At 63.3% G+C, this 22,493-nt stretch carries 23 protein-coding genes; 11 read left to right on the top strand and 12 right to left on the bottom strand.

What is annotated here, in order from left to right:
* Positions 1-169 precede the first annotated feature (169 nt).
* The 5 genes from ACYVI5_RS03915 to ACYVI5_RS03895 all read left to right on the top strand — a co-directional run bounded on the left by ACYVI5_RS03915 (position 170) and on the right by ACYVI5_RS03895 (position 4,191).
* Positions 170-835: a DedA family protein gene (locus ACYVI5_RS03915; protein WP_460579075.1), complete on the top strand. Its 666-nt coding sequence runs from the start codon at positions 170-172 to the stop codon at positions 833-835.
* Positions 832-2,088 carry a sensor histidine kinase gene (locus ACYVI5_RS03910; protein ID WP_460579074.1) on the top strand — a complete coding sequence of 419 codons (1,257 nt, stop codon included), beginning with the start codon at positions 832-834 and terminating at the stop codon, positions 2,086-2,088. The genes ACYVI5_RS03915 and ACYVI5_RS03910 overlap by 4 nt, the downstream gene beginning before the upstream one ends.
* 10 nt (positions 2,089-2,098) lie before the next feature.
* Positions 2,099-2,770, top strand: a complete 672-nt coding sequence (locus ACYVI5_RS03905) for a transcriptional regulator (RefSeq protein WP_460579073.1) — start codon at positions 2,099-2,101, stop codon at positions 2,768-2,770.
* A gap of 129 nt (positions 2,771-2,899) precedes the next feature.
* On the top strand, positions 2,900-3,907 hold the full coding sequence (locus ACYVI5_RS03900) for an acyltransferase family protein (RefSeq protein WP_460579072.1): 1,008 nt from the start codon (positions 2,900-2,902) through the stop codon (positions 3,905-3,907).
* Between the two features lie 44 nt (positions 3,908-3,951).
* On the top strand, positions 3,952-4,191 hold the full coding sequence (locus tag ACYVI5_RS03895; RefSeq protein ID WP_460579071.1) for a hypothetical protein: 240 nt from the start codon (positions 3,952-3,954) through the stop codon (positions 4,189-4,191).
* Here the strand turns inward: ACYVI5_RS03895 and ACYVI5_RS03890 are convergent.
* From ACYVI5_RS03890 to rfbB, 4 genes are read right to left on the bottom strand one after another with little or no spacing between them, the layout of a single operon-like run.
* Positions 4,160-4,942, bottom strand: coding sequence for an HAD family hydrolase (locus tag ACYVI5_RS03890; RefSeq protein WP_460579070.1), 783 nt, complete (start codon positions 4,940-4,942; stop codon positions 4,160-4,162). The two genes, ACYVI5_RS03895 and ACYVI5_RS03890, sit on opposite strands and share 32 nt — an antisense overlap.
* Positions 4,943-4,986: 44 nt before the next feature.
* Positions 4,987-6,123, bottom strand: a complete 1,137-nt coding sequence (locus ACYVI5_RS03885; RefSeq protein ID WP_460579069.1) for a glycosyltransferase family 4 protein — start codon at positions 6,121-6,123, stop codon at positions 4,987-4,989.
* Positions 6,098-6,964 (bottom strand): SDR family oxidoreductase, encoded by an 867-nt coding sequence (gene rfbD / locus ACYVI5_RS03880; RefSeq protein ID WP_460579068.1) that lies wholly within the window; start codon positions 6,962-6,964, stop codon positions 6,098-6,100. Before rfbD ends, ACYVI5_RS03885 begins: the two co-directional genes overlap by 26 nt.
* Positions 6,965-6,966: 2 nt before the next feature.
* A complete protein-coding gene (rfbB, locus tag ACYVI5_RS03875; RefSeq protein WP_460579067.1) occupies positions 6,967-7,962 on the bottom strand; it encodes a dTDP-glucose 4,6-dehydratase in 996 nt (331 codons plus the stop codon).
* A 71-nt stretch (positions 7,963-8,033) separates the two neighbouring features.
* Between rfbB and ACYVI5_RS03870 the strand changes: the two genes are divergently transcribed.
* Positions 8,034-8,642, top strand: a complete 609-nt coding sequence (locus ACYVI5_RS03870) for a dTDP-4-dehydrorhamnose 3,5-epimerase family protein (protein WP_460579066.1) — start codon at positions 8,034-8,036, stop codon at positions 8,640-8,642.
* Position 8,643: 1 nt separating this feature from the next.
* Positions 8,644-9,510, top strand: coding sequence for a sugar nucleotidyltransferase (gene rfbA / locus ACYVI5_RS03865; RefSeq protein ID WP_460579065.1), 867 nt, complete (start codon positions 8,644-8,646; stop codon positions 9,508-9,510).
* A 40-nt stretch (positions 9,511-9,550) separates the two neighbouring features.
* Here rfbA and ACYVI5_RS03860 read toward each other — a convergent pair whose 3' ends face one another.
* Positions 9,551-11,488, bottom strand: a complete 1,938-nt coding sequence (locus ACYVI5_RS03860; protein WP_460579064.1) for a DUF6541 family protein — start codon at positions 11,486-11,488, stop codon at positions 9,551-9,553.
* A gap of 159 nt (positions 11,489-11,647) precedes the next feature.
* Here ACYVI5_RS03860 and glf point away from each other — a divergent pair, with 159 nt between their 5' ends.
* Positions 11,648-12,802, top strand: a complete 1,155-nt coding sequence (glf, locus tag ACYVI5_RS03855; RefSeq protein ID WP_460579063.1) for a UDP-galactopyranose/dTDP-fucopyranose mutase family protein — start codon at positions 11,648-11,650, stop codon at positions 12,800-12,802.
* A gap of 64 nt (positions 12,803-12,866) precedes the next feature.
* On the opposite strand, the gene ACYVI5_RS03850 is transcribed toward glf, so the two are convergent.
* Together ACYVI5_RS03850 and ACYVI5_RS03845 are read right to left on the bottom strand one after the other, a co-directional pair.
* The gene (locus tag ACYVI5_RS03850; protein ID WP_460579062.1) at positions 12,867-13,634 is read right to left on the bottom strand and encodes an ABC transporter ATP-binding protein; all 768 of its coding nucleotides are present in this window, start codon (positions 13,632-13,634) and stop codon (positions 12,867-12,869) included.
* 1 nt (position 13,635) lies between these two features.
* The gene (locus ACYVI5_RS03845; RefSeq protein ID WP_460579061.1) at positions 13,636-14,511 is read right to left on the bottom strand and encodes an ABC transporter permease; all 876 of its coding nucleotides are present in this window, start codon (positions 14,509-14,511) and stop codon (positions 13,636-13,638) included.
* 249 nt (positions 14,512-14,760) lie between these two features.
* Between ACYVI5_RS03845 and ACYVI5_RS03840 the strand changes: the two genes are divergently transcribed.
* On the top strand, positions 14,761-16,446 hold the full coding sequence (locus ACYVI5_RS03840) for a glycosyltransferase family protein (protein WP_460579060.1): 1,686 nt from the start codon (positions 14,761-14,763) through the stop codon (positions 16,444-16,446).
* On the top strand, positions 16,434-17,342 hold the full coding sequence (locus ACYVI5_RS03835) for a glycosyltransferase family protein (RefSeq protein WP_460579059.1): 909 nt from the start codon (positions 16,434-16,436) through the stop codon (positions 17,340-17,342). The genes ACYVI5_RS03840 and ACYVI5_RS03835 overlap by 13 nt, the downstream gene beginning before the upstream one ends.
* Before the next feature lie 40 nt (positions 17,343-17,382).
* On the opposite strand, the gene ACYVI5_RS03830 is transcribed toward ACYVI5_RS03835, so the two are convergent.
* The 4 genes from ACYVI5_RS03830 to ACYVI5_RS03815 all read right to left on the bottom strand — a co-directional run bounded on the left by ACYVI5_RS03830 (position 17,383) and on the right by ACYVI5_RS03815 (position 20,465).
* The gene (locus tag ACYVI5_RS03830) at positions 17,383-18,240 is read right to left on the bottom strand and encodes a glycosyltransferase family protein (RefSeq protein WP_460579058.1); all 858 of its coding nucleotides are present in this window, start codon (positions 18,238-18,240) and stop codon (positions 17,383-17,385) included.
* Complete coding sequence (locus tag ACYVI5_RS03825; RefSeq protein WP_460579057.1) at positions 18,237-19,190, bottom strand: glycosyltransferase family protein; 954 nt, start codon at positions 19,188-19,190, stop codon at positions 18,237-18,239. Before ACYVI5_RS03825 ends, ACYVI5_RS03830 begins: the two co-directional genes overlap by 4 nt.
* A gap of 154 nt (positions 19,191-19,344) precedes the next feature.
* Entirely contained in the window at positions 19,345-19,737 is a 393-nt protein-coding gene (locus ACYVI5_RS03820; RefSeq protein WP_460579056.1) for a DUF2304 domain-containing protein, read from the bottom strand.
* Positions 19,734-20,465 (bottom strand): glycosyltransferase family 2 protein, encoded by a 732-nt coding sequence (locus ACYVI5_RS03815; protein WP_460579055.1) that lies wholly within the window; start codon positions 20,463-20,465, stop codon positions 19,734-19,736. Before ACYVI5_RS03815 ends, ACYVI5_RS03820 begins: the two co-directional genes overlap by 4 nt.
* Before the next feature lie 78 nt (positions 20,466-20,543).
* Between ACYVI5_RS03815 and ACYVI5_RS03810 the strand changes: the two genes are divergently transcribed.
* Positions 20,544-21,500, top strand: coding sequence for a glycosyltransferase family protein (locus ACYVI5_RS03810; RefSeq protein ID WP_460579054.1), 957 nt, complete (start codon positions 20,544-20,546; stop codon positions 21,498-21,500).
* A 78-nt stretch (positions 21,501-21,578) separates the two neighbouring features.
* On the opposite strand, the gene ACYVI5_RS03805 is transcribed toward ACYVI5_RS03810, so the two are convergent.
* Positions 21,579-22,493, bottom strand: coding sequence for a glycosyltransferase family 2 protein (locus ACYVI5_RS03805; RefSeq protein WP_460579053.1), 915 nt, complete (start codon positions 22,491-22,493; stop codon positions 21,579-21,581).

Genomic DNA, 22,493 nt, shown 5'->3' with positions numbered 1-22,493 from the left:
ACTCAAATGACGTGAGGTCCGTACGCAGCATTCTTGTGCATCGTCGACGGAATCACTCCCTGGTAGGGGGCGTGAGGTACTGCAGGGTGACGCGTCGAGGGCCGCGATCGCGAAGGCTGGTGTGGTGCCGTCGAAAGGCGGTCGACGAGGGGAGAGAATCATCGACGCCGTGAACGCCTTCATCGCCGCCGTGGTTTCCACGCCGTGGATTCCGATCGTGATCGTGCTGGCCGTGCTCATCGACGCGTTCTTCCCGCCGGTGCCGAGCGAGTCGATCGTGATCGCCGCCTCAGCTGCGGCGGTTTCGGTCGGGCAACCGAACATCGCGCTTGTTGTCGCGTGTGCCGCGGCGGGCGCGATCGCCGGGGACAACCTCACCTTCGCCATCGGCCGAAAGGTCGGCCTGGAGCGCTTCGCGTGGATGCGCCGCCCGCGGATGCGCGCCGCGCTCGACTCGGCGGGCCGCGGAATCGCCAAACGTCCGGCGGTCTTTCTGATGTCGGCCCGGTACGTGCCCGTCGGCCGGGTCGCGGTCAACCTCGTGACAGGGGCGTCCGGATTTCCGCGGCGGAAGTTCTTCCTGCTCTCGGTACTCGCCGGCATGAGCTGGGCGGCATACTCCGTGGCGATCGGGCTCCTCGCCGGGCATCTTCTCCACGGGAACGCGCTGCTGGGTATGCTCTTCGGGATTGCGGGAGGGCTCGCATCCGGGGTGATCGTCGACCAGATGATGCGGCTCATCAGCAGGCGCGAGTCCAGGAACAGGGCGGCCGGGACCGATCACGAGTCGGCGGAAGCGGAGCCACGGGAATCCGAGTGCATCGGGGCGGAATGACGGAATCGACGGAGCCCGCGCGGGAGCCGGTGCCGCAACTGACAGCGGCATCTGCCGGACGGATTGCGTCAAAACGGTTGCGTGTGGGGCGCATCGCGCTCTGGATCGTTGTCGGATTCGGCGCGGTCGCCGTTCTGACGGTGGGCTCATCGCTTTCGTCGGCCGCACTGGGCGTACCGGTCGTTGTCGCGCTGCTCCTGGCGGCCGCCCAGGCAGTAGCCATGGTTCTCGCGCTTGTGCATCCGCCGGTAGCTTCCGTGCTCAGCGTCATCGGGCTCCTTGGCTTCGCGTTGGCCACGCGCCCCGAAGGACCGTGGCCGGTCATGGTGACCTCGATGATCGCTCATGCCAGCGTGGTGTTTCTCGTGTCCAGAACACAGTGGATCATCGGGCTTACCGCGGCGGCCGCAGGCGGCCTCGGCGCAGTCGTCGTCGCCTTCACCACCCCGGTGCCCGAACCGGAGCAGGGCGCTGCGACGGCTGACCTGATCGTCTTCGTCTCGCTCCTCACTGTCGCGTGGCTGATCGGACTTCTTTTCGGCAGGTGGGCAACGGTGCGCGCGCAGCTCGTGCGCGAGCGCGAACTGTCCGCTGCCGAGCTCGCCCGAAGGCAGGCGGCCGAGGAGCGCACCCAACTCGCGAGAGAACTCCACGACGTGGTCGCGCACGGCATGAGTGCCATTCAGGTGCAGGCATCCTCCGCTCGATATCGGCTTGCGTCGTTACCGCCGGACGCCGTCGAGGAATTCGATGGGATCGCCGCTCTGGCGCGGGCGTCCATGAGCGAGATGCGAGCACTTCTCGCCCTCCTTCGGAACGACGGAGTCGAGGCGGAAGCGGTGCCGCAGCCGACCGCGGCTGACATTCCACGGCTCGTGGCATCCGCGACCAGAGCGGGTTCGCGCGTGGAACTGGACGACCGGCTGTCGGCCGCCGACCTCGCCGCGCTGGACCCGGTGCTCTCGCTGACGGTGTATCGCATCGTTCAGGAATCGCTGAGCAACGTCGCCAGACACGCCACGGGTGCCGACGTTCTGGTCACACTCGAGCGCAGCGGCGACGTACTGCGGGTGGAAGTGCGTAACGCGGTTCCCGCCGGGTCCCCGAAGGGGCAAAGCATCGCGGATGCCGGTGGCCACGGCATCCGCGGAATGCGCGAGCGTGCCGCTCTGCACGGTGGCACGCTGGAAGCGCTGCGCGCAGACGACGGCGGCTTCGTCGTGCGCGCTGCCATCCCCATACCGAAATCGTGAAGGACAGCCCATGACGGTCACTGTGCTCGTCGCCGACGACCAGGCGATGGTGCGCGCCGGGTTCTCGGCGATCCTGGATGCCCACGACGGCATCGACGTGGTGGGCCAGGCTGCCGACGGTGCCGAAGCTGTGCACCTCGCCAGAAGTCTGCGACCGGACGTCGTGCTCATGGACATCCGCATGCCGAACTTGAACGGCATCGACGCGACCAAGGAGCTGGTCAACCCCAGCCGTGGCCAGCCACACGTTCCCCGTGTACTGGTGCTCACCACCTTCGATGCCGACGACTACGTCTACGACGCGCTGGCCGCAGGAGCGAGCGGATTCCTCCTCAAAGACGCTCTGCCTGAGGAGCTCGTGCAGGCGGTGCGCGTCGTCGCGGCCGGGGACGCACTGCTCGCTCCGAGTGTGACCCGACGGCTGCTGGAACGCTTCGCGACGCAGCGGCCGGCGGCGCCGCGCAGGACGCAGGCGCTGGCCGACCTCACCGAGCGTGAGCGGGAGATCCTGGTGCTGATCGGGCGTGGGCTCTCGAACGGCGAGATCGCGTCGGAGCTGTTCATCGCCGAGCAGACCGTCAAGACACACGTGAGCCGCATCTTCACGAAGCTCGGCGTGCGGGACCGCGTACAGGCGGTCATCCTGGCCTTCGACAGCGGGCTGGTCGAACCCGCCTCCTGAGCGCAACGCCTCCAGCACACTACCGGCGTACGGGAGCGGAATGGCTCTCGGCGGTGACGCGGCCGCCTGCACCTTCTCCGTACCGTCGCCTGGACGGCCCGATCGGGTCGCTCAGGAGGGGAGAAGCCCGTGTCCGTCGACATACAGCCATCGGTACGATCAGAACGAACCGCCCTACCTCGCAGGCGGGATGGCGCTATCGACCTGGCGCGTGCATGGTGCCTCACGCTCGTCGTGGTGCTGCATGCACTCATGGTCGGCGTGTGGATCGGCGCGCGCGGTCCTGTCCTGCAGAACGCGCTCGAGGGTTGGGCGGGCTTCGCGCCGTTCACCTGGCTGGTGCAGATCATGCCGCTGTTCTTCGTGCTCGGCGGGTTCTCGGCTTTCACTCAATGGACTGCGCTGCGCGGTCGCGGCACGACGTCGTCCGAGTACGTCGGGATGCGCATGCGCAGATTGCTCCGCCCGGCCGTCGCGGCCATCGGAGCGATGGTGATCGTGCTCGCCGTTCTGAGCATCCTGCACGTTCCGGCCGACCTCGTGACCGTCGCCGGGTTCAGGCTCAGCCAGCCGCTGTGGTTCCTCGGCGTTTATGCCCTCACCACGTCGCTCGTGCCGGCCATGGTCGCAGCACATCGACGTGCGCCCATCGCGACGGTGTGTGCATTCGCGCTCGCCGTGGTCGCCGTGGACATCGTCAGAGCCTCGACGGGCGTGGCCGCCGTCGGGTATCTGAACTTGGGGTTCGTGTGGCTTTTAGTGCAGCAGCTTGGATTCTGGCTGGCCGACGGCCGGATGCCGCGCTCCAGAGTGCGCCAATGGATGCTCGCCGTCGGGTCGTTCGGCACGCTTGCGCTCCTCTGCACCACTGGCGCGTACTCGTTCGATCTGTTGGCAGACCTCAACCCGCCATGCGGCGCCCTCGTGCTGCTCGGTATCGGCCAGCTGGCCCTGTTCGACCTCGCGCGTCCTGCGCTGCGCAGGATGGATGCCGCACGCGTCGTGCATGGGATCAGCACCTGGATCAACGCTCGCGCGATGACGATCTACCTCTGGCACATGCTCGTGCTCGTGCTCCTGGCGGGCGTGCTCCTCCTCACCGGCGACCGCCTGCCGGTTCCGCTCGATGCTGCGTGATTACCGTTGTCGCTCTGGTAACGCGAGCAGCCGGGCGATGGGAAGTGAAACCGACGCCTACCCTGAACGCGGAGCGGCGCACGGGCCCGCTGACGGCCTTAGTGTCGACCGTGCTGGCGATCGGCGGCGTCGTGATCCTTCTCGCCACGGGCATCACGGTGGTCGGAGGAGTCGTGGGCCTCGCCTGCATCGGCACCGCGCTCGCCGCGGTCATGCCGCGGCCGGACGACTCGGACGTTCTCGTGCCGAGGCTCAGCCCCGCTGCGGCGTCAGCTGCGGAATGAGCTCGTCGAGCACGTCGACCGTGTGTTTCCAGCCGGTGACAGCGAGCGTCGGCACGCCGAGGGCGAGCACGGGGTAGTCGTTGCCGTCCGGATCGAGGCGGTCCCCGATGAACAGCATGTCGGTGAGGCGGATGCCGGTCAGTTCGGAGAGTCGTCCGATGCCGTACGCCTTGTCGATGCCGCGCCGGGTGATGTCAACCGACGTGGATCCGCCGGAGCGCACCTCGAGGTCGGGAAGCAGTTCCTGCACGGCGGCACGGAGGGTGTTCTTCTTCTCGCCGCTGGGGTCCCATGCGGACTTCACGTCGACAGGGGCCGATTGCCCGAGCGCCGAGAACGTGATCTGCGATCCTCGATCCTCAAGGATCGGACCCCAGGTCTTCTCCTCCCAATAGCCGAGCCGGCGAGCTTGGGTCTCTACGGCGGCGAGAGCGCGCGACTTCTCATCGTCGCTGAGGTCCTGTGCATACACCTTCGTCCACTCACCGCCGACGAACCGGAAGTACTGGGTCCCGCACGTTGGCATGAGGTGCAGGCGCTCGAGGGCCGCGGGGGAGGCATCCGTCAGCCTGCCGATCACCTGCTTCGAGAACTGCCCGAATTGGCCGCCGGAGATGACGCACACGGGCACGACGTCAAGCAGCGCGGTGAGGCGCTCGGCCATCGACGGATCGAGCGGTGACTTGGATGCCGCGAGTGTGTCATCGAGGTCGAAGGCGACGAGGCGGGGGCGATAGCTGATCGAAGGCATGGATCCTGAACGGTCGGGCACGTCGTGCCGGGAGGGATGGATGGTCACAGTTCGGCGTGCAAGCGCCATACCTGTTCGGCCGAAGCCTGCCAGCTGAACGCCGCCGCTCGGTCGGTGCCGGCGAAACGCAGTCGTTCCCGAAGGGCGTCGTCGGCCAACACGGAATCGATCGCCTCAGCGAGCCGGACCGGATACCGCTCGGCGTCGTCCTTCGAGACGGAGACGCCGGCACCGAACGCGACCTCGCTTACGGCCGGATCGTCGGAGTGCACCACGGGAGTGCCGAAGCGCATCGCTTCGATGACGGGCAGGCCGAAGCCGGACGACAGATTCGGGTACACGAAGACCGCCGCACGGCTGAGGACCACGGCGAGGTCCGGATCGCCCAGGGTGCCGAGCGCACGCACCCGTCCTTCGGGCAACCCGGCCTCCATGGCCACGGTCGACACGTGCTCCCCGTGGAACTCCTCGGGGCCGACGACCACGAGAGGCAGACCGGCAACGGACGGATGCGCCATGGCCGCGATCAACGGACGGAGCCCCTTGCGTGGATCAAGGCTAGAAACGGTGGCGATGTAGCGTTCGGGCAGACGGAGAGCTTCGGCACGGGCATCCGCGTCCGAGGGAACGCGAAGTGTGTCGGAGGGGGCGCCGCCGATCACCCGGATGCGGTCGCCGAGCTTCGCGACATCGTCCAGCTGCTCCGCGACGGCGTGCGTCGGCACCACGACGGCGTCGGCGAACTTGCGCGCCCGCTTCACCATCGCCTTCTGCCAGGCCGCCTCCACCACACCGACGGAATCCGGCGACGTCCACGGCGAGACATCGTGCACGGTCACGGTCGTCTGATCCAGCGAGTCAGTCGCGTCGTGCTTGAAGAGCGGGGCGAGCAGGCTCGGGGCATGGATGAGGCCGCCGCCCAGAGGGAGTTTCACGCCCATCTGCCAGGCCAGCGCGAGTTCCCGCGATCCGACCGGCAGTGCGTGCACGCCGACCAGGCCGGGCAGGAGCTGCTGCAAGAGGCGACGATCCGTCTCACCTCGCGCGGCGACGATTCCCTCCACGACGCAACCGCGGGGGGCCGTAGCGATCAGCTGGCGCGTCAGTTCGAGGCTGTACCGGGAGATGCCGTCTGGCACGTCCGTGAGCACATCGTCAACGATCACCCGCAGGGTTGTCATCGAATGCCTTTCGGTCGAACGCCTCGGCCAGCGCTTCTCGCCAGTCTCGCATCACGGCGAGCCCGGCCGCACGCCAGGCCTCATGGCCGAGCACGGAGTATGCAGGGCGAGCGGCGGGTCGTACGAACTCCGCACTCGTGGTGGGCTGCACTCGCGCCGGATCGAGGCCTGCCTGCTGGAGGACTTCGCGTGCGAAGCCGAACCATGTCGTCTCACCGCTGGCAGTGCCGTGGTAGACGCCGGAGACGGCGTTCGAATCGGCGAGGCGCAGGAGCTGCTCGGCGAGGTCGCCGGTCCACGTCGGCTGACCGCGCTGGTCGTCCACCACGGTCACCGTGTCGTGCGTAGCAGCCAGGCGCAGCATGGTCTTGGCGAAGTTCGGCCCGTGTTCCCCGTAGAGCCAGGCGGTGCGCACGATGTACGTGCCCTCCGGATGCGCCGCAAGGGCGAGTTCCTCGCCGGCGGCCTTCGTGCGACCGTACGCGTTGAGGGGGTCACGCGCGGCATCCTCCGCATATGGCGCGGTCGCATCGCCCTTGAAGACGTAGTCCGTGGAGATAGTGACGAGCTTCGCGCCTGCCTCTCGAGCCGCGATGGCGAGATTCTGCGTTCCCAGCGCGTTCACGGCGTACGCGGCATCTTCGTGCGATTCCGCGTCATCCACCTTCGTGTAGGCCGAAGCGTTGAACACGACATCGTGACCTTTCACCGCTTCGCGCACGGCGTCGCGATCGGTGACGTCAAGGTCGGCCCGGGACAGCGCCGTGACCTCGCGTTCGGCGAGGGCGGCCTGCAGGTCGCGGCCGAGCATTCCGGATGCACCGGTGATCAGGTAACGCACCGCTACTGTCCCTGTGCCGCGTAACGGTCCTCGGTTGCCTGCTTCTGCGGGGCCCACCAGTCCTCATGGTCCTTGTACCACTGGATCGTCGCGGCGAGCCCCGCAGCGAAGTCGCCGTATTGAGGCGTCCAGCCGAGCTCCGAACGCAGCTTCGTGGAGTCGATCGCGTAGCGCAGGTCGTGGCCAGGCCGGTCGGCGACGAGGTCGTAGGCATCCGCTGGGTGGCCCAGCTCAGTGAGTATCAACTCGACGACCTGCTTGTTGTTCTTCTCACCGTCGGCCCCGATGAGGTAGGTCTCGCCGATGCGGCCCTTCTCGAGGATGGTGAGGACGGCGGAGGAGTGGTCGTCGGCGTGGATCCAGTCGCGCACGTTCTCGCCCGTGCCGTACAGCTTGGGGCGCTCGCCGCGCAGCACGTTGGTGATCTGGCGTGGGATGAACTTCTCGACGTGCTGATAGGGCCCGTAGTTGTTCGAGCAGTTCGAGATCGTCGCCTTCACGCCGAACGATCGCACCCAGGCGCGGACCAGCAGGTCGCTGCCGGCCTTGGTCGAGGAGTAGGGACTGGAGGGGTTGTACGGCGTCGACTCCGTGAACCGTGCCGGATCGTCGAGTTCGAGGTCTCCGTAGACCTCGTCGGTGGAGATATGGTGGAACCGCGTGCCATGACGGCGAGCGGCCTCGAGCAGTGTGAACGTGCCGATCAGGTTGGTGTGAACGAATGGCTCCGGCTCGGCGAGCGAGTTGTCGTTGTGGCTCTCGGCCGCGTAGTGCACAACGGCATCGTGTTCGGCAACGAGACGATCGACCAGTCCGGCGTCCGCGATATCGCCCTTGACGAACGTGAACCGGTTCTCCGGGAGACCTTCCAGGGACGCGAGGTTGCCGGCATAGGTGAGCTTGTCCAGCACCGTGACGTCGTGATCGGTGTTGTCGAGCAGATAGTGGACGAAGTTCGAGCCGATGAAACCGGCGCCGCCGGTGACGAGGATCTTCATGGGTGCCGGGATGCTTTCTGGTCGTGAGACTGCCGACGAGTCTACCGAAGGCCGATTGGTAGACTCGCCCGGTGCAAATCCGCGAGCTGTCCGTGCCCGACGCCTATGAGATCACCCCGGTGCAGCACCGGGACGACCGCGGGGCGTTCCTGGAGTGGTACCGCTTCGACCGACTCGAGGAGACGATCGGTCACGCTCTGGACCTGCGACAGGCGAACACATCGGTCTCCCGCAAGGGATCGGTGCGAGGCATCCACTTCGCCGATATCCCGCCGAGCCAAGCGAAGTACGTGATGTGCACGCGAGGCGCTGTGCTCGACTTCGCGATCGACATCCGCACCGGGTCCCCGGCTTTCGGAACGTGGGACACCGTGCTGCTCGACGATGTCGATCGCCGCGCCATCTACCTGGCAGAGGGACTCGGCCACTGCTTCGTCGCACTGAGCGACGATGCGACCGTCAGCTACCTGGTGACAGATGTGTACAACCCGCAGCGAGAGCACGGAATCAGCCCGCTGGATCCCGACATCGCGCTCCAGTTTCCGCTTGACGCATCGGAACTGCTGTTGTCGCCGAAGGACACGGATGCCCCGACCCTTGCGGCAGCCCATGAGCAGGGATTTCTGCCGGAATATGAGGCAGCCAAGGCGTTCTACGCCTCCTTGAGCGGAGCGAACTGACATGCGCGGCATCATCCTCGCCGGTGGCTCCGGCACCCGCCTCTGGCCGATCACCAAGGGCATCTCGAAGCAGCTGATGCCGATCTACGACAAGCCGATGATCTACTACCCGCTGTCGACCCTCATGATGGCGGGCATCCGCGAGATCCTCATCATCACGACGCCCGAATACAACGATCAGTTCCGAGCTCTGCTCGGGGACGGCACCGCTCTCGGGCTTCGGCTCGAATACGCCGTGCAGCCCTCGCCGGACGGGCTCGCGCAGGCGTTCATCATCGGCGAGGAGTTCATCGGTGACGAGTCCGTCGCGCTCGTGCTCGGCGACAACATCTTCCACGGCACGAGCCTCGGAACCGCCCTTCGTCACGTCACCAATGATGAAGGCGCAACGATCTTCGCGTACCACGTGAGTAATCCTCGCGCCTACGGTGTGGTGGAGTTCGACGAGGATTTCAAGGCGGTCTCGATCGAGGAAAAGCCAGAACGGCCCAAGAGCAACTACGCGGTGCCGGGCCTCTACTTCTATGACAACGATGTGGTCGAGATCGCAAAGACCATCGAGCCGAGTGCTCGTGGTGAACTCGAGATCTCGACGGTCAATGAGCGCTATCTGCAGGCGGGAAAGCTGAACGTGCAGGTGCTCGACCGTGGCACAGCGTGGCTCGACACCGGCACCTTCGAGTCAATGATGCAGGCGTCGGAGTACGTGCGCGTCATCGAGGACCGCCAAGGCACGAAGATCGGCTGCATTGAAGAGATCGCCTGGCGAGCGGGATGGATCGACACGTTGCAGCTCGAAGGACTCGCGGCGCCGCTAGTGAAGAGCGGGTACGGGACATATCTACAACAACTAGTCAACTTGGCGTGATCTTACTTCTGGAACAGTGACTGTCCCGGGAGCAACGACATCAGGAACAGCCAACCACACGATATAGCTTTGCCTGCCCCACATGATCGACCAGTTTTAATGCAGCGGATTTGGAAAGGTCTTGTAGCCCTCGGTACGGATGACGCCCCCCGTTGACCTCGGCCGAACCGAAATCGAGGACGAAGTCGACATGATCGTGGTGCACGGCGGCGCAAACCGCACTACCGGGGACCGCATGGTTGATGCCATTCATGATGAGCTTGTCACTTCTGCTTAACTGCGAGAGGATATGCGGCATAATCACGCGACGATCTGCTAATGCATATGCAAGAGCCGTGCCCGTCCAAGGGCTGCCAGCGATCTCTGCGTCACGAGGTACCTCACGATCCAGGCGATTCAGAAGTGTGTCTTCGTCCGCCGACAACAGTGGAGCGTTCTTCGAGTAGCGAAAGATCGGAACGGTGTCGAGCACCATATTCCTCATGCTGGTCAACTGAGGTAGCACGATGAGCACTACGACTGCCGCGGCCGCAACTATGACGCGGGCTCCTCGCTTCCGTTGCCTCCGATCCGCCCAACGCATGAGCCATCCGAGAGCGTGTTTCGCCCCTATTGCGCCGAGCGGTATCCAGCCGACGGGAAGCAGCGCGGCGAGACGGGGGGCGTTGTTGTACCAGGGGCCGACAAGCATGTCCCTGGGGGTCCAGTAAGGGAGCCCGCTCACCACTACATAGAGAATCACAGTCGTGACGAAGACTAGAAGAAGGACAACGTCAACGCGCGTCCGCCGTCGGAGTGCGACCACGCACCCTACGATCGCAAGCGCAGCCACCGCGATGTCGATCGGTGCGCTCCAGACGGCTGCCGCGAACACCTCACCTATTGCTTGTGCAACCGTTTCTTGTGCCGGCCATCCGCGGGCAGCTGCGGGGGGTCGGAGTTTGTACCAGGCTGCGATTAGGGCCACGAGGTACCCGAATCCCAGGGCAAGCAGCACCCAGATCCGTCGCCTCGAAGGGTGTGATCGCAGTTGGTAGACGAACCACACTGCCAACGTCACCGTCGCGAACGCGAGAAGGGCCATGAATGCGCCCGGATGTGCGACCACAATGCCCGGTATCGTCCCCAAAAGCAGGAGGACGGCGCCCCAATCGGCCCGAGGCGACTCATGTTTGCGAAACGCCACTGTGACGAGAACAGCAAATGCCGCGGGAAGAAGCGTCAACGACATCATGTACGGGAAGAGCACGCCGTACTGGATCATGAGCAGTGGGAAAGCAGGTGTGGCCGCCGCGAGGAGGCCCGCGCTGAGCAGGAACGCCGGTGATGAACCACCGAAAACTCGCGCCAGCAGGAGGATTCCTCCTGGCCAGATGATCGCCGGGAACAGCAAAGTCAGCGCATTAGAGGCGACAGGAATGGAAGCGTTCGTAGTGATCACTACCAGCGCACCAAGTGCGTGCCAGCCGGACGGATAGAAACCCGCTGGGCCCCCCGCGCTCGTCATGCTGTTGATAAAGAGCGGTGAGGCATTCCCCTGATCGACTGCGTACCTTATCGCGTTCAGGTGAAAGACGTTGTCGAATGTCTGCGAGATGTTCTGTGGGTTGCCGACGATGACCAGCACTTGGATCAGGATGATGAGCATGGGTGCAGCAATGGCGACGGCTGGAACCCAAGCATGCCGGTTAGCTTCGTTGAACGAGAGTGGCGGGAGCCGTCGCCATATCAGTAACCGCAGAACGAGGACGATCAGGGCTAGCGCCGCCAAGGCAATCAGAACAGGAAGCACACCCCAGCGCAGGTTTGCAAATGGCGCCCCCACTGCCGCGATCGAGATGACCGTCACACCGAACGGCGCCGAAAGGCCCCACAGCCACATTCCGCGAAGTCCAGCGACCAGGCCAATGACGAGCCCCGGCACGAGGACGAACGCTGCGGCCGCGCCGAGTGCCAGTGCGAGGTCAGCCCAAGTCATTCGTATCCTTTCGAGGCGCCGGCTACCTCGCGCCGCCCCGAGACTACCAACTCGAGGCTGAACGTCGGCGCGTCCGGTGTGTATCCACGGGCTGAGCAAGCCCCTATACCCTGGAGACTGCGCTCGCGTGAGCATCAGACCTGAGAGGATTCCACGGCAATGGATTATGACCTTCTGGTTGTCGGAGCCGGATTCTTCGGTCTGACCGTGGCCGAACGCTGTGCCGAAGAACTCGGGTTGCGGGTCGCAGTGATCGAGCGACGCAGCCACATCGGTGGGAACGCATACAGTGAAGTCGAGCCGAGTACCGGGATCGAGGTTCACCGGTATGGAGCACATCTCTTCCACACATCGAACAAGTCGGTCTGGTCGTACGCCAACCGCTTCACCAACTTCACGTCATATCAGCACAGGGTTTACACCACGCACAACGGTGAGGTGTTCCCGCTGCCCATCAACCTCGGGACGATCAACCAGTTCTTCCGGGCCGCGCACTCTCCGGCCAGCGCGAGGGCGCTGGTCGCCGAACAGGCGGCCGAAGTGGCTGCTCACGAGGTCTCTAATCTCGAGGACAAAGCGATCTCCTTGATCGGACGCCCCTTGTATGAGGCGTTCATTCGGGACTACACGGCAAAGCAATGGCAGACCGATCCGCGCGAACTACCGGCTGAGGTGATCAGTCGTCTGCCGGTTCGCTACTCGTACAACAACCGCTATTTCAACGACTCGTTCGAGGGTCTGCCTGTAGACGGATACACACGGTGGCTCGAACGAATGGCCGAGCATCCGAAGATCGACGTGGCGCTGCAGGCCGACTTCTTCGACGATACGTCTCCGTTCGCGAAGAACGCCGTAGTCGGCGCCGTGCCCGTTGTCTACACCGGCCCCGTCGACCGCTATTTCGACTACTCAGCTGGCGCCCTGTCGTGGCGCACTCTTGATTTCGAGCAGGAGGTGCTCCAGGTCGAAGACTTCCAGGGCACATCGGTGATGAACTATGCCGACCTGGACGTTCCGTACACGCGCGTGCACGAGTTCAAGCATTTTCATCCAGAGCGCGACTACGACAGGGATCGGACCGTCATTATGCGTGAGTACTCGCGCTTCGCGCGCGACGAGGATGAGCCGTATTACCCGGTCAATACGCCCGAGGACCGAAACAAGCTGCTGACTTACCGGGAGCTTGGTGCTGATGAGCCGGCCGTGTTCTTTGGGGGCCGTCTCGGTACCTACCAGTATCTCGATATGCACATGGCCATCGGATCGGCCCTCTCGTTGTTCGAGAACAAGCTTCGCCCACTGTTCGCGTCATAGCGCTTCGTTGGTGGCGTTCCGGGTCCATTGCTGGAGGCTTAGCTCACGGTTGGCTGTTGGCCCGTCAGTCGAGCCCGGACAACGCGCTGGCCGCCTCATCTATAGGGCCGTCGAACACCACGTCGCCCTTCCGGAGCACCACACCCCGCTCGCATAAGGATGTGACCATCTCCAAGTCGTGACTCACGACGACCATCGTCTTACCCTGCTCGATGAGCTCCCGGATCCGCCGTTCGCACTTTGCGCGGAACGGGGCGTCGCCCACCGCAAGTATCTCGTCGACGAGAAGGACGTCCAGCTCCGTGTGGATAGCGACCGAAAATGCTAGCCGAAGGAACATTCCCGACGAGTAGTGCTTGACCTCTGTATCGATGAAGTCGGCGATCTCGGAGAACTCCACAATGTCGTCGAAGCGCGCATCGATCTCTTTTCGAGACATTCCGAGGATGGCGGCGTTGAGGTAGACATTGTCTCGCCCAGTCAGGTCTGGATGGAAGCCTGCTCCGACCTCGATGAGGCCAGCTACTCGTCCGCGGGTGAGCACTCGGCCCTTGTCAGGCAGGAATACGCCCGAGATCAGCTTCAGCAACGTGGACTTGCCAGAGCCGTTGTACCCGAGCAGTGCGACCGATTCGCCTTCTTTGATTTCAATGGAGACATGCGACAGCGCGGAGAACGTCGTCGACAGTTTCTTTCGTCGGATGAATCCGACGAAAGCCTCCTTGAAGGAGTGTGTGTGTCGCAGCTTGAAGCTCTTGGTGACGTCGTTGACGATGATGCTGGGCAATCTGCCCGCGGCACGGTCGCCGGGTTGTGGAGAGCTTCTCGTCATGTCAGAGATCCTGGGCAAATCGACCCTCGAATTTTCGGAACGTGAGCTGACCGACGACCAGAATGACGACTGAGGTCAGCAAGGCGATAACGGAGAAGAATAGAAGGTTCGGGGGACCGCCTGGCACGTTCTGGCCATGCAGTGTCGGAGTCCAGAACGCCAGATGCATCAACTCGACGGAAGGTGTCAGCGGATTGAGCAGATACACGGTCTGCGCCCACGACGGAAGCGCGTGTTGGACGGATTGCCAGTGGTAGAGAACCGGTGAGGCCCACGTCGCGAAGAGGAGGAATAACTCGACGAGGTTCTGTGCGTCCCGGAACGATGTATTGACGGCACCGAAGAGCAGGCCGAGTCCTGTCGAGAGAACGGTCACGATGATCACGCCGAGCACGAACGCCGCAACTGCTACCAGACTCGGTGTCCAGCCGGTGACCAAAGCGCCGATGAAGAGTACCGCCACCTGTGGAAGAAAGTGCACGAACGCCACGAGGACCGCCGCCAGCGGAAACAACTCACGAGGGAGGTAGATCTTCTGAACGAGCGGACCATTGTCAACGATCGACCGCGTCGCATTCGTGAAAGCCTCGCCGAAGAGATTGATCACGATCATGCCGGAGAACAGGTAAATGGGGAAGTTAGGAACCCCTTTGTTGAGCCCCAGGAAGACACCGAGGGCGAAGAAGTAAACGAAGAACTGCGCCGCCGGCTTCACATACGACCAGGTCCAGCCCAACACTGAACCGTGGTATCTGGTTTGGATTCCCTTGCGCACGAGCAGTCGCAACAGGTATCGGTAGCGAATCACGTCCATGAGGCCACGGCTGTGTCCGGGCGTGATGAAGCCCTCGGCTCCGGCGTGGTGGGTGCTCGTCAAGGCGTGTGATTCCTTAGTGAAAGGCTGCGGGATCGGCCGTCGTAGTCCGCTCTCGGGGGCGGGCGTGAAACCGTGACCAGTGTAATCGCTGCTATATGTCCCATCTTGCGCCAGCTCCCAGCGGTGCGGGCACGCGCGCCGGCCGGGCACGCCATTGCGTCTCCAGGCATCTCGAAGCAAGGGTCCCGCTAGTATGACCGGGGCGCTTTGACGGCGAATACGACGAAAACTCTGAGGTTTACCAACGCGATGCGCATCTTCCGAACGTTTGAGAGACCGGCTCTATTCTCCGTAACTGACGATGGCGACCTCGCATCGATCGCTGAAGGTCTCAGCCTCCGGCAGCGTGCTCTTCTCGTGGGGGCCCTCAACTACCATGCACTGGATGTGCCAGGGGGAGCCCTCAAGGTTCAGGTCTATCTCGGGCGCCGTGGCGGCTCGTCGTCATTAACCGACGTGCGTACAAGGCGCAAGCCGACTCATCACGTCAGTTGGATAGGCGAGTTCGCGGTCGCAAGCAAAGTGCAAGGCGAGCCCCATGACCTCTTCACGCCGACCGCGAAGAAGCTTCGCAGGAGGCACGACTTCGCCCCAGACCATGAGACGGGCGAGCGTCATATTGTGCTCGACCTTGATCCGTCGGCTGATCAGGGGGATCTGTTCCGGAACCACGGACTGTACTGGGGTCTACGTATGGCCGTTGAGCGCCGGTTCCCATTCGCATACGATCGCGTCCGTCAGTTCCTGATCCGTGGGCGGGAGGCAGAGCTGCTTACCAGGCGCCTGTCGCGAACCCAGCGGGACCCGGACATCCTTCCTGAAGGGCGCGGGCTCGAAGAGGAGCCAGCGGTGCTGTTCGGCCTGCACTGGCTCGATCTCGGCGGCGCCGAGAGATGGGCCGTAAAGACGATTGAAGCGGCATGGTCTCATGGACTGCGCCCGATCGTGATAACAGACGTTGACTCAGCCCATCCGTGGATCACGCGGCCGGAATTGTCGGAAGCTGTCGTTGTTCCGCTTACGCATCCGATCGGCCAGCCCGAGAACCAGGAACCTGTGCTCGATGCCATCGCTCGCAATTGGGATGTTCGAGGGGTCTTCGTGCATCACTGTCGCTGGCTCTATGACAGGCTTCCGTGGCTCAAGAGGCGCCTCCCATCGGTGCCGATCGTCGACTCGCAGCACATTCTTGAATACAACGGCGGGGGATACCCGTCGTTCGGCGTTATTCTCGATGACAGCATCGATATACATCATGTGATTTCGCCCCAACTTCGTGATTGGCTTCGCGACGTGCAGGGAGTCGCTGACCACAAGATCGAACTCGCGCCGCTCATGGGCTTGACCACAAGCACGACGGAGACGGTGAAAGTACGGCCGCGTGTAGAAGGAGCACCGTTCCGGGTCGGCTTTATCGGTCGCTTTGCTCATCAGAAGCGGCCGTACCTGTTCTTGAAGCTGATCGAGTCACTTCGACAGGCACTGCCCTCGCCCATTCATGCCGTGATCCAGGGCAGTGGGGCTCTCGAGTCGTTCGTTCAGCGCGAGATCGATCGGCACGATCTTCGCGACATCGTAACGCTGCGGGGCGAGAGCGCTCCGGTCAGCGAGACCCTTGCGATGATCGACGTTCTCGTGATCTCGTCACAGAATGAGGGAATCGCGTTGACCGCGCTCGAAGCCATCGCTGCGGGGGTGCCCGTGGTCTCGGCGGATGTCGGATCACAGCGCACGGTGGTTGCTGAAATCGCATTGGTATCACGTGAGCCCCACGAGTTCATCCCGCAGGCGAGCGCGATCCTGGCTCAGGCGGCGCGGTCGGAAGATTTCCGCCGGCAGATCTGGGTGGAAGAGGCACGACTCGCCGATGAATTCTCTCGGCTTGAGCCATCGGATCGCTGGCTGGAAAGGAAGATGATCGAGTGGAGCAAGTAACGGCGGTGGTCGTCGCGTTCAACCGGCTGGAGAAGCTGAAGAACGTGATCGCGGCGATCGAGGGTCAAACGCGGCGGCCGGACCGGCTCGTCGTCGTGGACAACGCCTCGACGGATGGGACGGGAGACTACCTGTCGTCGGTTGACTCCTCCCTGGACATCGACGTGCTGTCGCTCTCGGAGAACCGCGGTGGTGCGGGCGGCTTCGCAGCCGGCATGGCTCGCGCGTATGACCTTGGCGCCGATTTCGTATGGATCATGGACGACGACTGCTACCCGAACTCCGATGCGTTGAGGCTGCTGATCGACGGTCACGCGGACGCGGTCGACAAGCTTGGCCCAGACGTTCCCTTTTCTTGCTCGCTGGTGCTCTACACGGACGGCAAGATCTGCGAGATGAACAACCCGGAGACGACGTGGGATTGGGCACGACTGATCGCCGATGGGTCGCACTCCGTCATGGTGCGCAGTTGCTCATTCGTCTCGGTTCTCTTCCCGCGCTGGGTGATTGAGAAGTACGGTCTGCCCTACGCCGAGTACTTCATCTGGTTCGATGACCACGAGTACACCTTGCGGGTGACCGGCGTATGCCCTGGGGTTCAGGTGCTTGACAGCACGGTCGTTCATGACATGGGCGACAACAAGGGCGTCAACTTCGGACTGATCGACGAGACGAACGCCTGGAAGTTCCGGTACGGCATCCGCAACGAGGCGTCGTTCCGGCTGCACCACCAGAGCCTCTTTTCCTACCTCATGTTCTTCGCACGAGTGCAAGTCGTCATGCACCGCGGACGAGTCCCTCGAAAGTTGCGTCGATCCATGACCCGCGAGCTTCTCCGCGGCGTCCGGTTCAATCCAGAGGTCGCATATCCCGAGAGCGTTCCCGTACCGGCGTAACCTTCGGAGCGATCTCGTGGCGCACGCTCGAAGTCCCGACTCAGCGCGCTGTGGCTGTGCGTGACTCGTCTTGGACGATCAATGTTCGGTAGGCCCGCCGACGGACCGCCTCCGGGACGAGCCGATACGCGCCCCTGATGAACACGTTCCGCAGGAATTGGCGACGTGTGGTGAAGCCGCTCCGGAGAAATGCGCGCTGCAGCATCCACTCGCTACGGAGCAGACGCATGCCGCCGCGCCGCTTGTACGCTCCGGACGAGACACGGTAGCGTACGAGCGGATCCGGTGAATTGACTGCACGGACCCCGGCGGCGAGCATGCGAGCGAAGAGCCAGTAGTCCTCCATCATCCCCATCGTCTGATAGCCGCCGGCTCGCTCCACCGCTTGTTTGGTATAGACGACAGTTGGGTGGTTGAACGGATCGTGGAAGCGAGCGTACTTGCCGATCGCCTCCGGATCAGTCGGCGGAATGCGCTTGATGCCCAACAACTCGCCATTCTGCGTGTCAGTGAACTCGCTCAGCCCGCTGCCGACCAACTCGAATCCTCGTGAGATCAGCTCGAGTTGGACCTGGAACCGATGCGGCTCAGAGATGTCGTCGGCGTCCATTCGCGCGACGACCTCGTAGCTGCATTCGGCGAGACCTGCTGTGAGCGCCTCTGCCAGGCCACGATTCTCTGGCAGGATGACAATCTTCAAGGGCACCGGCGTGGTGCGATCGAGTTCCGCAATTGCCGACACCAATTGTGCAGACAAGGGGCCATCCTGCACGAGGATCACCTCGGCCGGCATCAATGACTGCTCGGAGACCGAGCTGCGGAAAGCCCGGAGCAGAAACTGCGCGTCATCCCCGTGATACACCGGCATCAGCAACGAGAACCGAGGAGCAGATGTCATGCGCCATGTTCTTTCCGCGAGGAGTTTCTCCCGGCGGTGAGAGCGGCAAATTGGACGCCAATTGACGCGAGATACTCGTGATTCGGCCGGGGGCGTTTGCTCATGCCGTCGTGCCAGCCGTTCTTGAATGTACGGGTTATCGTCCTGCGGTTCGCTGATCGTAGGTACGTGCGAAGCCAACGTCGAGCGGTAGCCGCCAAGTAGAGCGGCGTCTCATACCAGGCCAGCGCCGGTGAGTCACGGAACAACCACAACTTGTTCCGAACCTCGAAAAAGAAGCGCTCGCCCGGATCGGCATCCGTGTCCGCCCGAGCTTTGGTCTTATGCGTAACGACGCTGTCAGGCACAAAGAGTCCGCGGCGATGACGAAGAATTCGGGCCGTGAACTCGAAGTCATCGTTCCAGATGAAGTACTCGGCGACGGGTAGTCCATGCTCCAGGACCGCAGTGATATCAACGAGAACGGACACAAACGATGCTGATCTGATCGGGACTGCGTTGATTTCGGCAGCATCACGGCGCTCCTGGGAGCGTGCTAAGGGCTTGCGTCTGGGCGTGTTCATGGGATGGTCCGCTCCGTCGGACCACACAACCCGCGACGCGAGAACACCCGGCCGTTCTCGCGCTGACGAGAAGGCCGCGAGCAGGGTCTCTAGGGCGGTAGCGCTTGGTACGGTGTCGTCGTCCATGACCCAAGCGAGATCAGCGCCCTGTTCGTATGCGGCCCGTCTGATGCCGATCGCAAAGCCACCAGCACCTCCGGTGTTCACTTCGAGTCGGACGACATCGACGCCTGGCATGGCGGCCGCGGCCGCGGCCGAACCGTCGTCCGACGCGTTATCGATCACGATGATCGCGTCCAGGGGTCGACTTTGGATTCGCAACGCGTCCAGGCACTCGAGCAGGAGTTCGCGCCGGTTGTGGGCAACGATCACTGCGACTACTCGCACACCAGAATCCTTTGCTCACATCGGGCAACACGGCCCACCGTCGTCTGACACGGAGAACGGAGGGGCCGGCGCGTGGGGACCGAGCGAGTTTATCGGTAGATGCTGTGCAGTTCGTTGAGGGGCGCGCTGGTGAACGTGAGCATAGACGCCAGGCTCAGCTCTCGTCGGGATCGGTGGCGAGTCGATCACGGCCATTCAGTTGGCGTTCCAATTCGCGGATGCGTAAGTCCTGAAGCGCCGTCTGCTCAGCAAGGGTCCGCGTTTTCGCTTCCACAGTCGTGAGCTCGGCGGCGTGCTGGAGACACACCAGAAACAGGATCGCGATGCTCACAAAGAAGATCAGATTGGTCGGTAACTGCACGCCGAGCAGCCGGGCGCCCCATTGGAGAGTGCTCGGAAAAAGACCGGCGATGAGAGCGAGGACTCCCGCGACCAGCCACCAAAGCGCATGACGCTCCCTAAGGCGCCGCCGTCGAAGCATTTCCGTCACGATGACGAGGACGAGCAGGGCGGCCGCGACGCCAAGTATGTAGCTGGCTACTGTCACGATTCATCTCCCGGGATCGGCGTCGCTGGACGCATGAGTCCAACGACCAGTGCCAGGGTCGCTCTGGCGAGATAGACGGCTGACTTAATGGGATTCTGCGATGGCGTTCCTCCAGCACGTTCACGCATTTCCGCCGGGATCTGCCGAATCGTCAGTCCAGCTTTCGCTGCGATGACCAATGCCTCGATCGTGTCGCCGAGGTACTCTGCAGGGTAGTTAGTGGCGAAAAGCGCGATCGCGCGGGGTCCCATCGCCTTGAAGCCCGACGTGGTGTCTGCCAGCCTTGTTCGGGCGATGCGGCTGAGAGCTACCGCGAGCAGCGACATGGCCCAACGCCTCGGGCCGCGCACGCGGTAGGACCCTTTGCCTGCGAAGCGAGCGCCAATCACAATGTCCGCTTCGTCGAGAGCCGCGACCAATTCGGGAACCGCGCGCGGGTCGTGTTGGCCGTCGGAATCGACTTGTACAACGTTGTCGTACCCGTTCTCCGACGCGTACCGGAATCCCAGGCGCATGGCCCCGCCGACGCCGAGGTTATACGGTAGTTGCGCGACCTTCGCACCGGCGCGTGCCGCCACGCGCGCTGTCTCGTCGGTCGAGCCGTCGTCAACAACGAGGCACGCGATGCCGGGGAGAGCCGAGAAGACTTCGTCGACCACGGCCCCGACACTGGTCCCTTCGTTTAAGGCAGGCATGACGATCAGCGTGCGCTCGATGGGCGTCGGCATGCTGACAATCCTAGATGTCCGGCCGGTCCCAATCCTCGCCGGTGAATTCCCTTGATCCGTATGACTGAGAATTGGACGGTGTCCAAGCGTCGAGTGATCGCCATTGTCTCGTTGTACCGTCCAGATAAGGAGGCACTGGCCAACGTATCTCGTATCGCTGCGCAAGCGGATGAGGTGATCGCGGTGGACGACGGCAGCGGAGACGAGTATGAGAGCATCGTCGAGGCAATTGCAGGGCTCGGTGTCTTCGTCCTTTCGTCCAGCGAGAACGAGGGCATCGGTGCCGCACTCAACCGAGGCATTTCCCATGCCGCACCGGGAATCGACGACGTCGTGATCACTTTCGATCAGGACAGTGTGGTGCCCGTCGGATTTATCGATGCCCTAATCGATACGCTTTGTCGGTCGACCGCTGATGGCCTGAAAGTCGGCATGGTGGCGCCGGCATCGTTCGGCGGAATAAGCCAGACAGGGAGCAAGCTTTCGGACGGCTTCACGGAAGCACTGCGCCCAATCCAGTCCGGGCTGCTCGTGACCGGCATGGCCTTAAGGACGGTCGGAGACTTCGACGCTGACTTCTTCATCGACCTCGTAGATGACGAGTACTATTTTCGAGCGAGAGCTGCGGGCTTCCTATCGGTGGCTTCGGCTGACCTAGATCTGCCGCACAGACTCGGGAGCTTTCGCACGTTGCGCATCCTGGGCGTTCCGATCACTACGACGCTGAGCACGCCGTTCCGGTACTACTACCGTTCCCGCAACAGGATCCTGCTGTCGCGCCGCTACCGATCGTCATCACCGGGTCTCATCCTGCGCGACAGCGCTCTTGATGCCGCTCACTTCGTGGCGGTGTTATTGTTCGCGCGGCCCCGCCGATCAATGCTGACGGTTCTATGGCGAGGGCTACGTGATGCTCGGCTAGGTCGCACTGGACGGATTCCCCCGGAGGTAGCTCAAATCGCCGCGAGAATCGCATGGCGGGGCCGGCCCCACGACTCGTCAGACGGCCGGCCTGACGGCACCCTTCATCTATAACGTCACGCCTATGAGCGCGCCGCGACCGTGTGCGTGGTGGTGGGTGCATTAGCGGCTGGGCGGGATGAGCTTCCTCGACTAGTTGGAGGCTCGGCGCTGTGGCGCTTCTGACGGTCCGAATGCGTGCCTGCTCAAGGCGCGAACGCCCGCGCCGCTTCCAGCGCGTACAGCGGCGGGCAGCTCTGCAATTGCATGGAGACGGGACGTCAGATGGAAGCGCGCCGATCGAGCGGCGCGGTTCCAGCCGAGAGCCCGAGTAGCCCGTTCCGCTTCCGCGAAGACAGTTCGCTCCTGCGCATATTTCGATCCATCCGGTCCAGTCACCGCCGAGTAGCTTTGCTTATGTCTGCGGTATTGGAACTGAACTTCGTCGTCAACGACCATCTTGCCGCCGCGCTCCGCTATCTGCAGAAGCATCTCTAGGTCCTGGACCACGTCGAGATCCACGCGGAACCCGGGATCTTGGATTTGCGAAACCCTCCAGACGAGCGAGGGGAAGTACGTCCAGTTGCCGCGCAAGAGGCTCTTGGCCAGCGGTTCGCCGTCGAGCATTCGGGGGTATGGCCCGCGCGGCGTAAGCAACGCTTTGACGCAATCTGCGACCGGTCGTCGGGGCTCGCCGTTGGCATCGATCGGCTGCACTCCCACCTGCACGAGTGAGGCGTCCGGGTGGGCATCGATCAGCTCCTCGACGCGGCGGAGAAAGCCTGGAAGCATGATGTCGTCGCAACCCATGAGCATGGAGAACTCGCTGGTCATGAGACCAGACGCCTTCCGGTAGTTTCGGCTCGGACGAAGATTGACTTCGTTGCGAATGTATTCGATTCGCGGGTCGGCCAACGAGAGGAGCCACTGGCCGGCCGTGAGGTCCGGGTAGACGTCATCGATGACGACCAATCGCCAGTCTTCGTTCGACTGTGAGCGCACGCTCGAGACCGCCGCCTTGAAATGGTCGACGCGACCGTAGAACGGCATCATGATGTCGAACGTCAT

This window comes from Humibacter ginsengisoli, from assembly GCF_054780095.1.
Note: the sequence above shows the minus strand (reverse complement) of the source record. Positions and strands in the feature narration are given on the sequence as shown.

Bases quoted from the DNA above. Each gene is read 5' to 3' on its own strand.
- ACYVI5_RS03910 (WP_460579074.1), top strand. From the start codon at position 832: ATGACGGAATCGACGGAGCCCGCGCGGGAGCCGGTGCCGCAACTGACA.
- ACYVI5_RS03905 (WP_460579073.1), top strand. From the start codon at position 2,099: ATGACGGTCACTGTGCTCGTCGCCGACGACCAGGCGATGGTGCGCGCC.
- ACYVI5_RS03890 (WP_460579070.1), bottom strand. From the start codon at position 4,942: ATGCCTTCGATCAGCTATCGCCCCCGCCTCGTCGCCTTCGACCTCGAT.
- ACYVI5_RS03885 (WP_460579069.1), bottom strand. From the start codon at position 6,123: ATGACAACCCTGCGGGTGATCGTTGACGATGTGCTCACGGACGTGCCA.
- rfbB (WP_460579067.1), bottom strand. From the start codon at position 7,962: ATGAAGATCCTCGTCACCGGCGGCGCCGGTTTCATCGGCTCGAACTTC.
- rfbA (WP_460579065.1), top strand. From the start codon at position 8,644: ATGCGCGGCATCATCCTCGCCGGTGGCTCCGGCACCCGCCTCTGGCCG.
- ACYVI5_RS03860 (WP_460579064.1), bottom strand. From the start codon at position 11,488: ATGACTTGGGCTGACCTCGCACTGGCACTCGGCGCGGCCGCAGCGTTC.
- glf (WP_460579063.1), top strand. From the start codon at position 11,648: ATGGATTATGACCTTCTGGTTGTCGGAGCCGGATTCTTCGGTCTGACC.
- ACYVI5_RS03850 (WP_460579062.1), bottom strand. From the start codon at position 13,634: ATGACGAGAAGCTCTCCACAACCCGGCGACCGTGCCGCGGGCAGATTG.
- ACYVI5_RS03840 (WP_460579060.1), top strand. From the start codon at position 14,761: ATGCGCATCTTCCGAACGTTTGAGAGACCGGCTCTATTCTCCGTAACT.
- ACYVI5_RS03830 (WP_460579058.1), bottom strand. From the start codon at position 18,240: ATGACATCTGCTCCTCGGTTCTCGTTGCTGATGCCGGTGTATCACGGG.
- ACYVI5_RS03815 (WP_460579055.1), bottom strand. From the start codon at position 20,465: ATGCCGACGCCCATCGAGCGCACGCTGATCGTCATGCCTGCCTTAAAC.
- ACYVI5_RS03805 (WP_460579053.1), bottom strand. From the start codon at position 22,493: ATGACGTTCGACATCATGATGCCGTTCTACGGTCGCGTCGACCATTTC.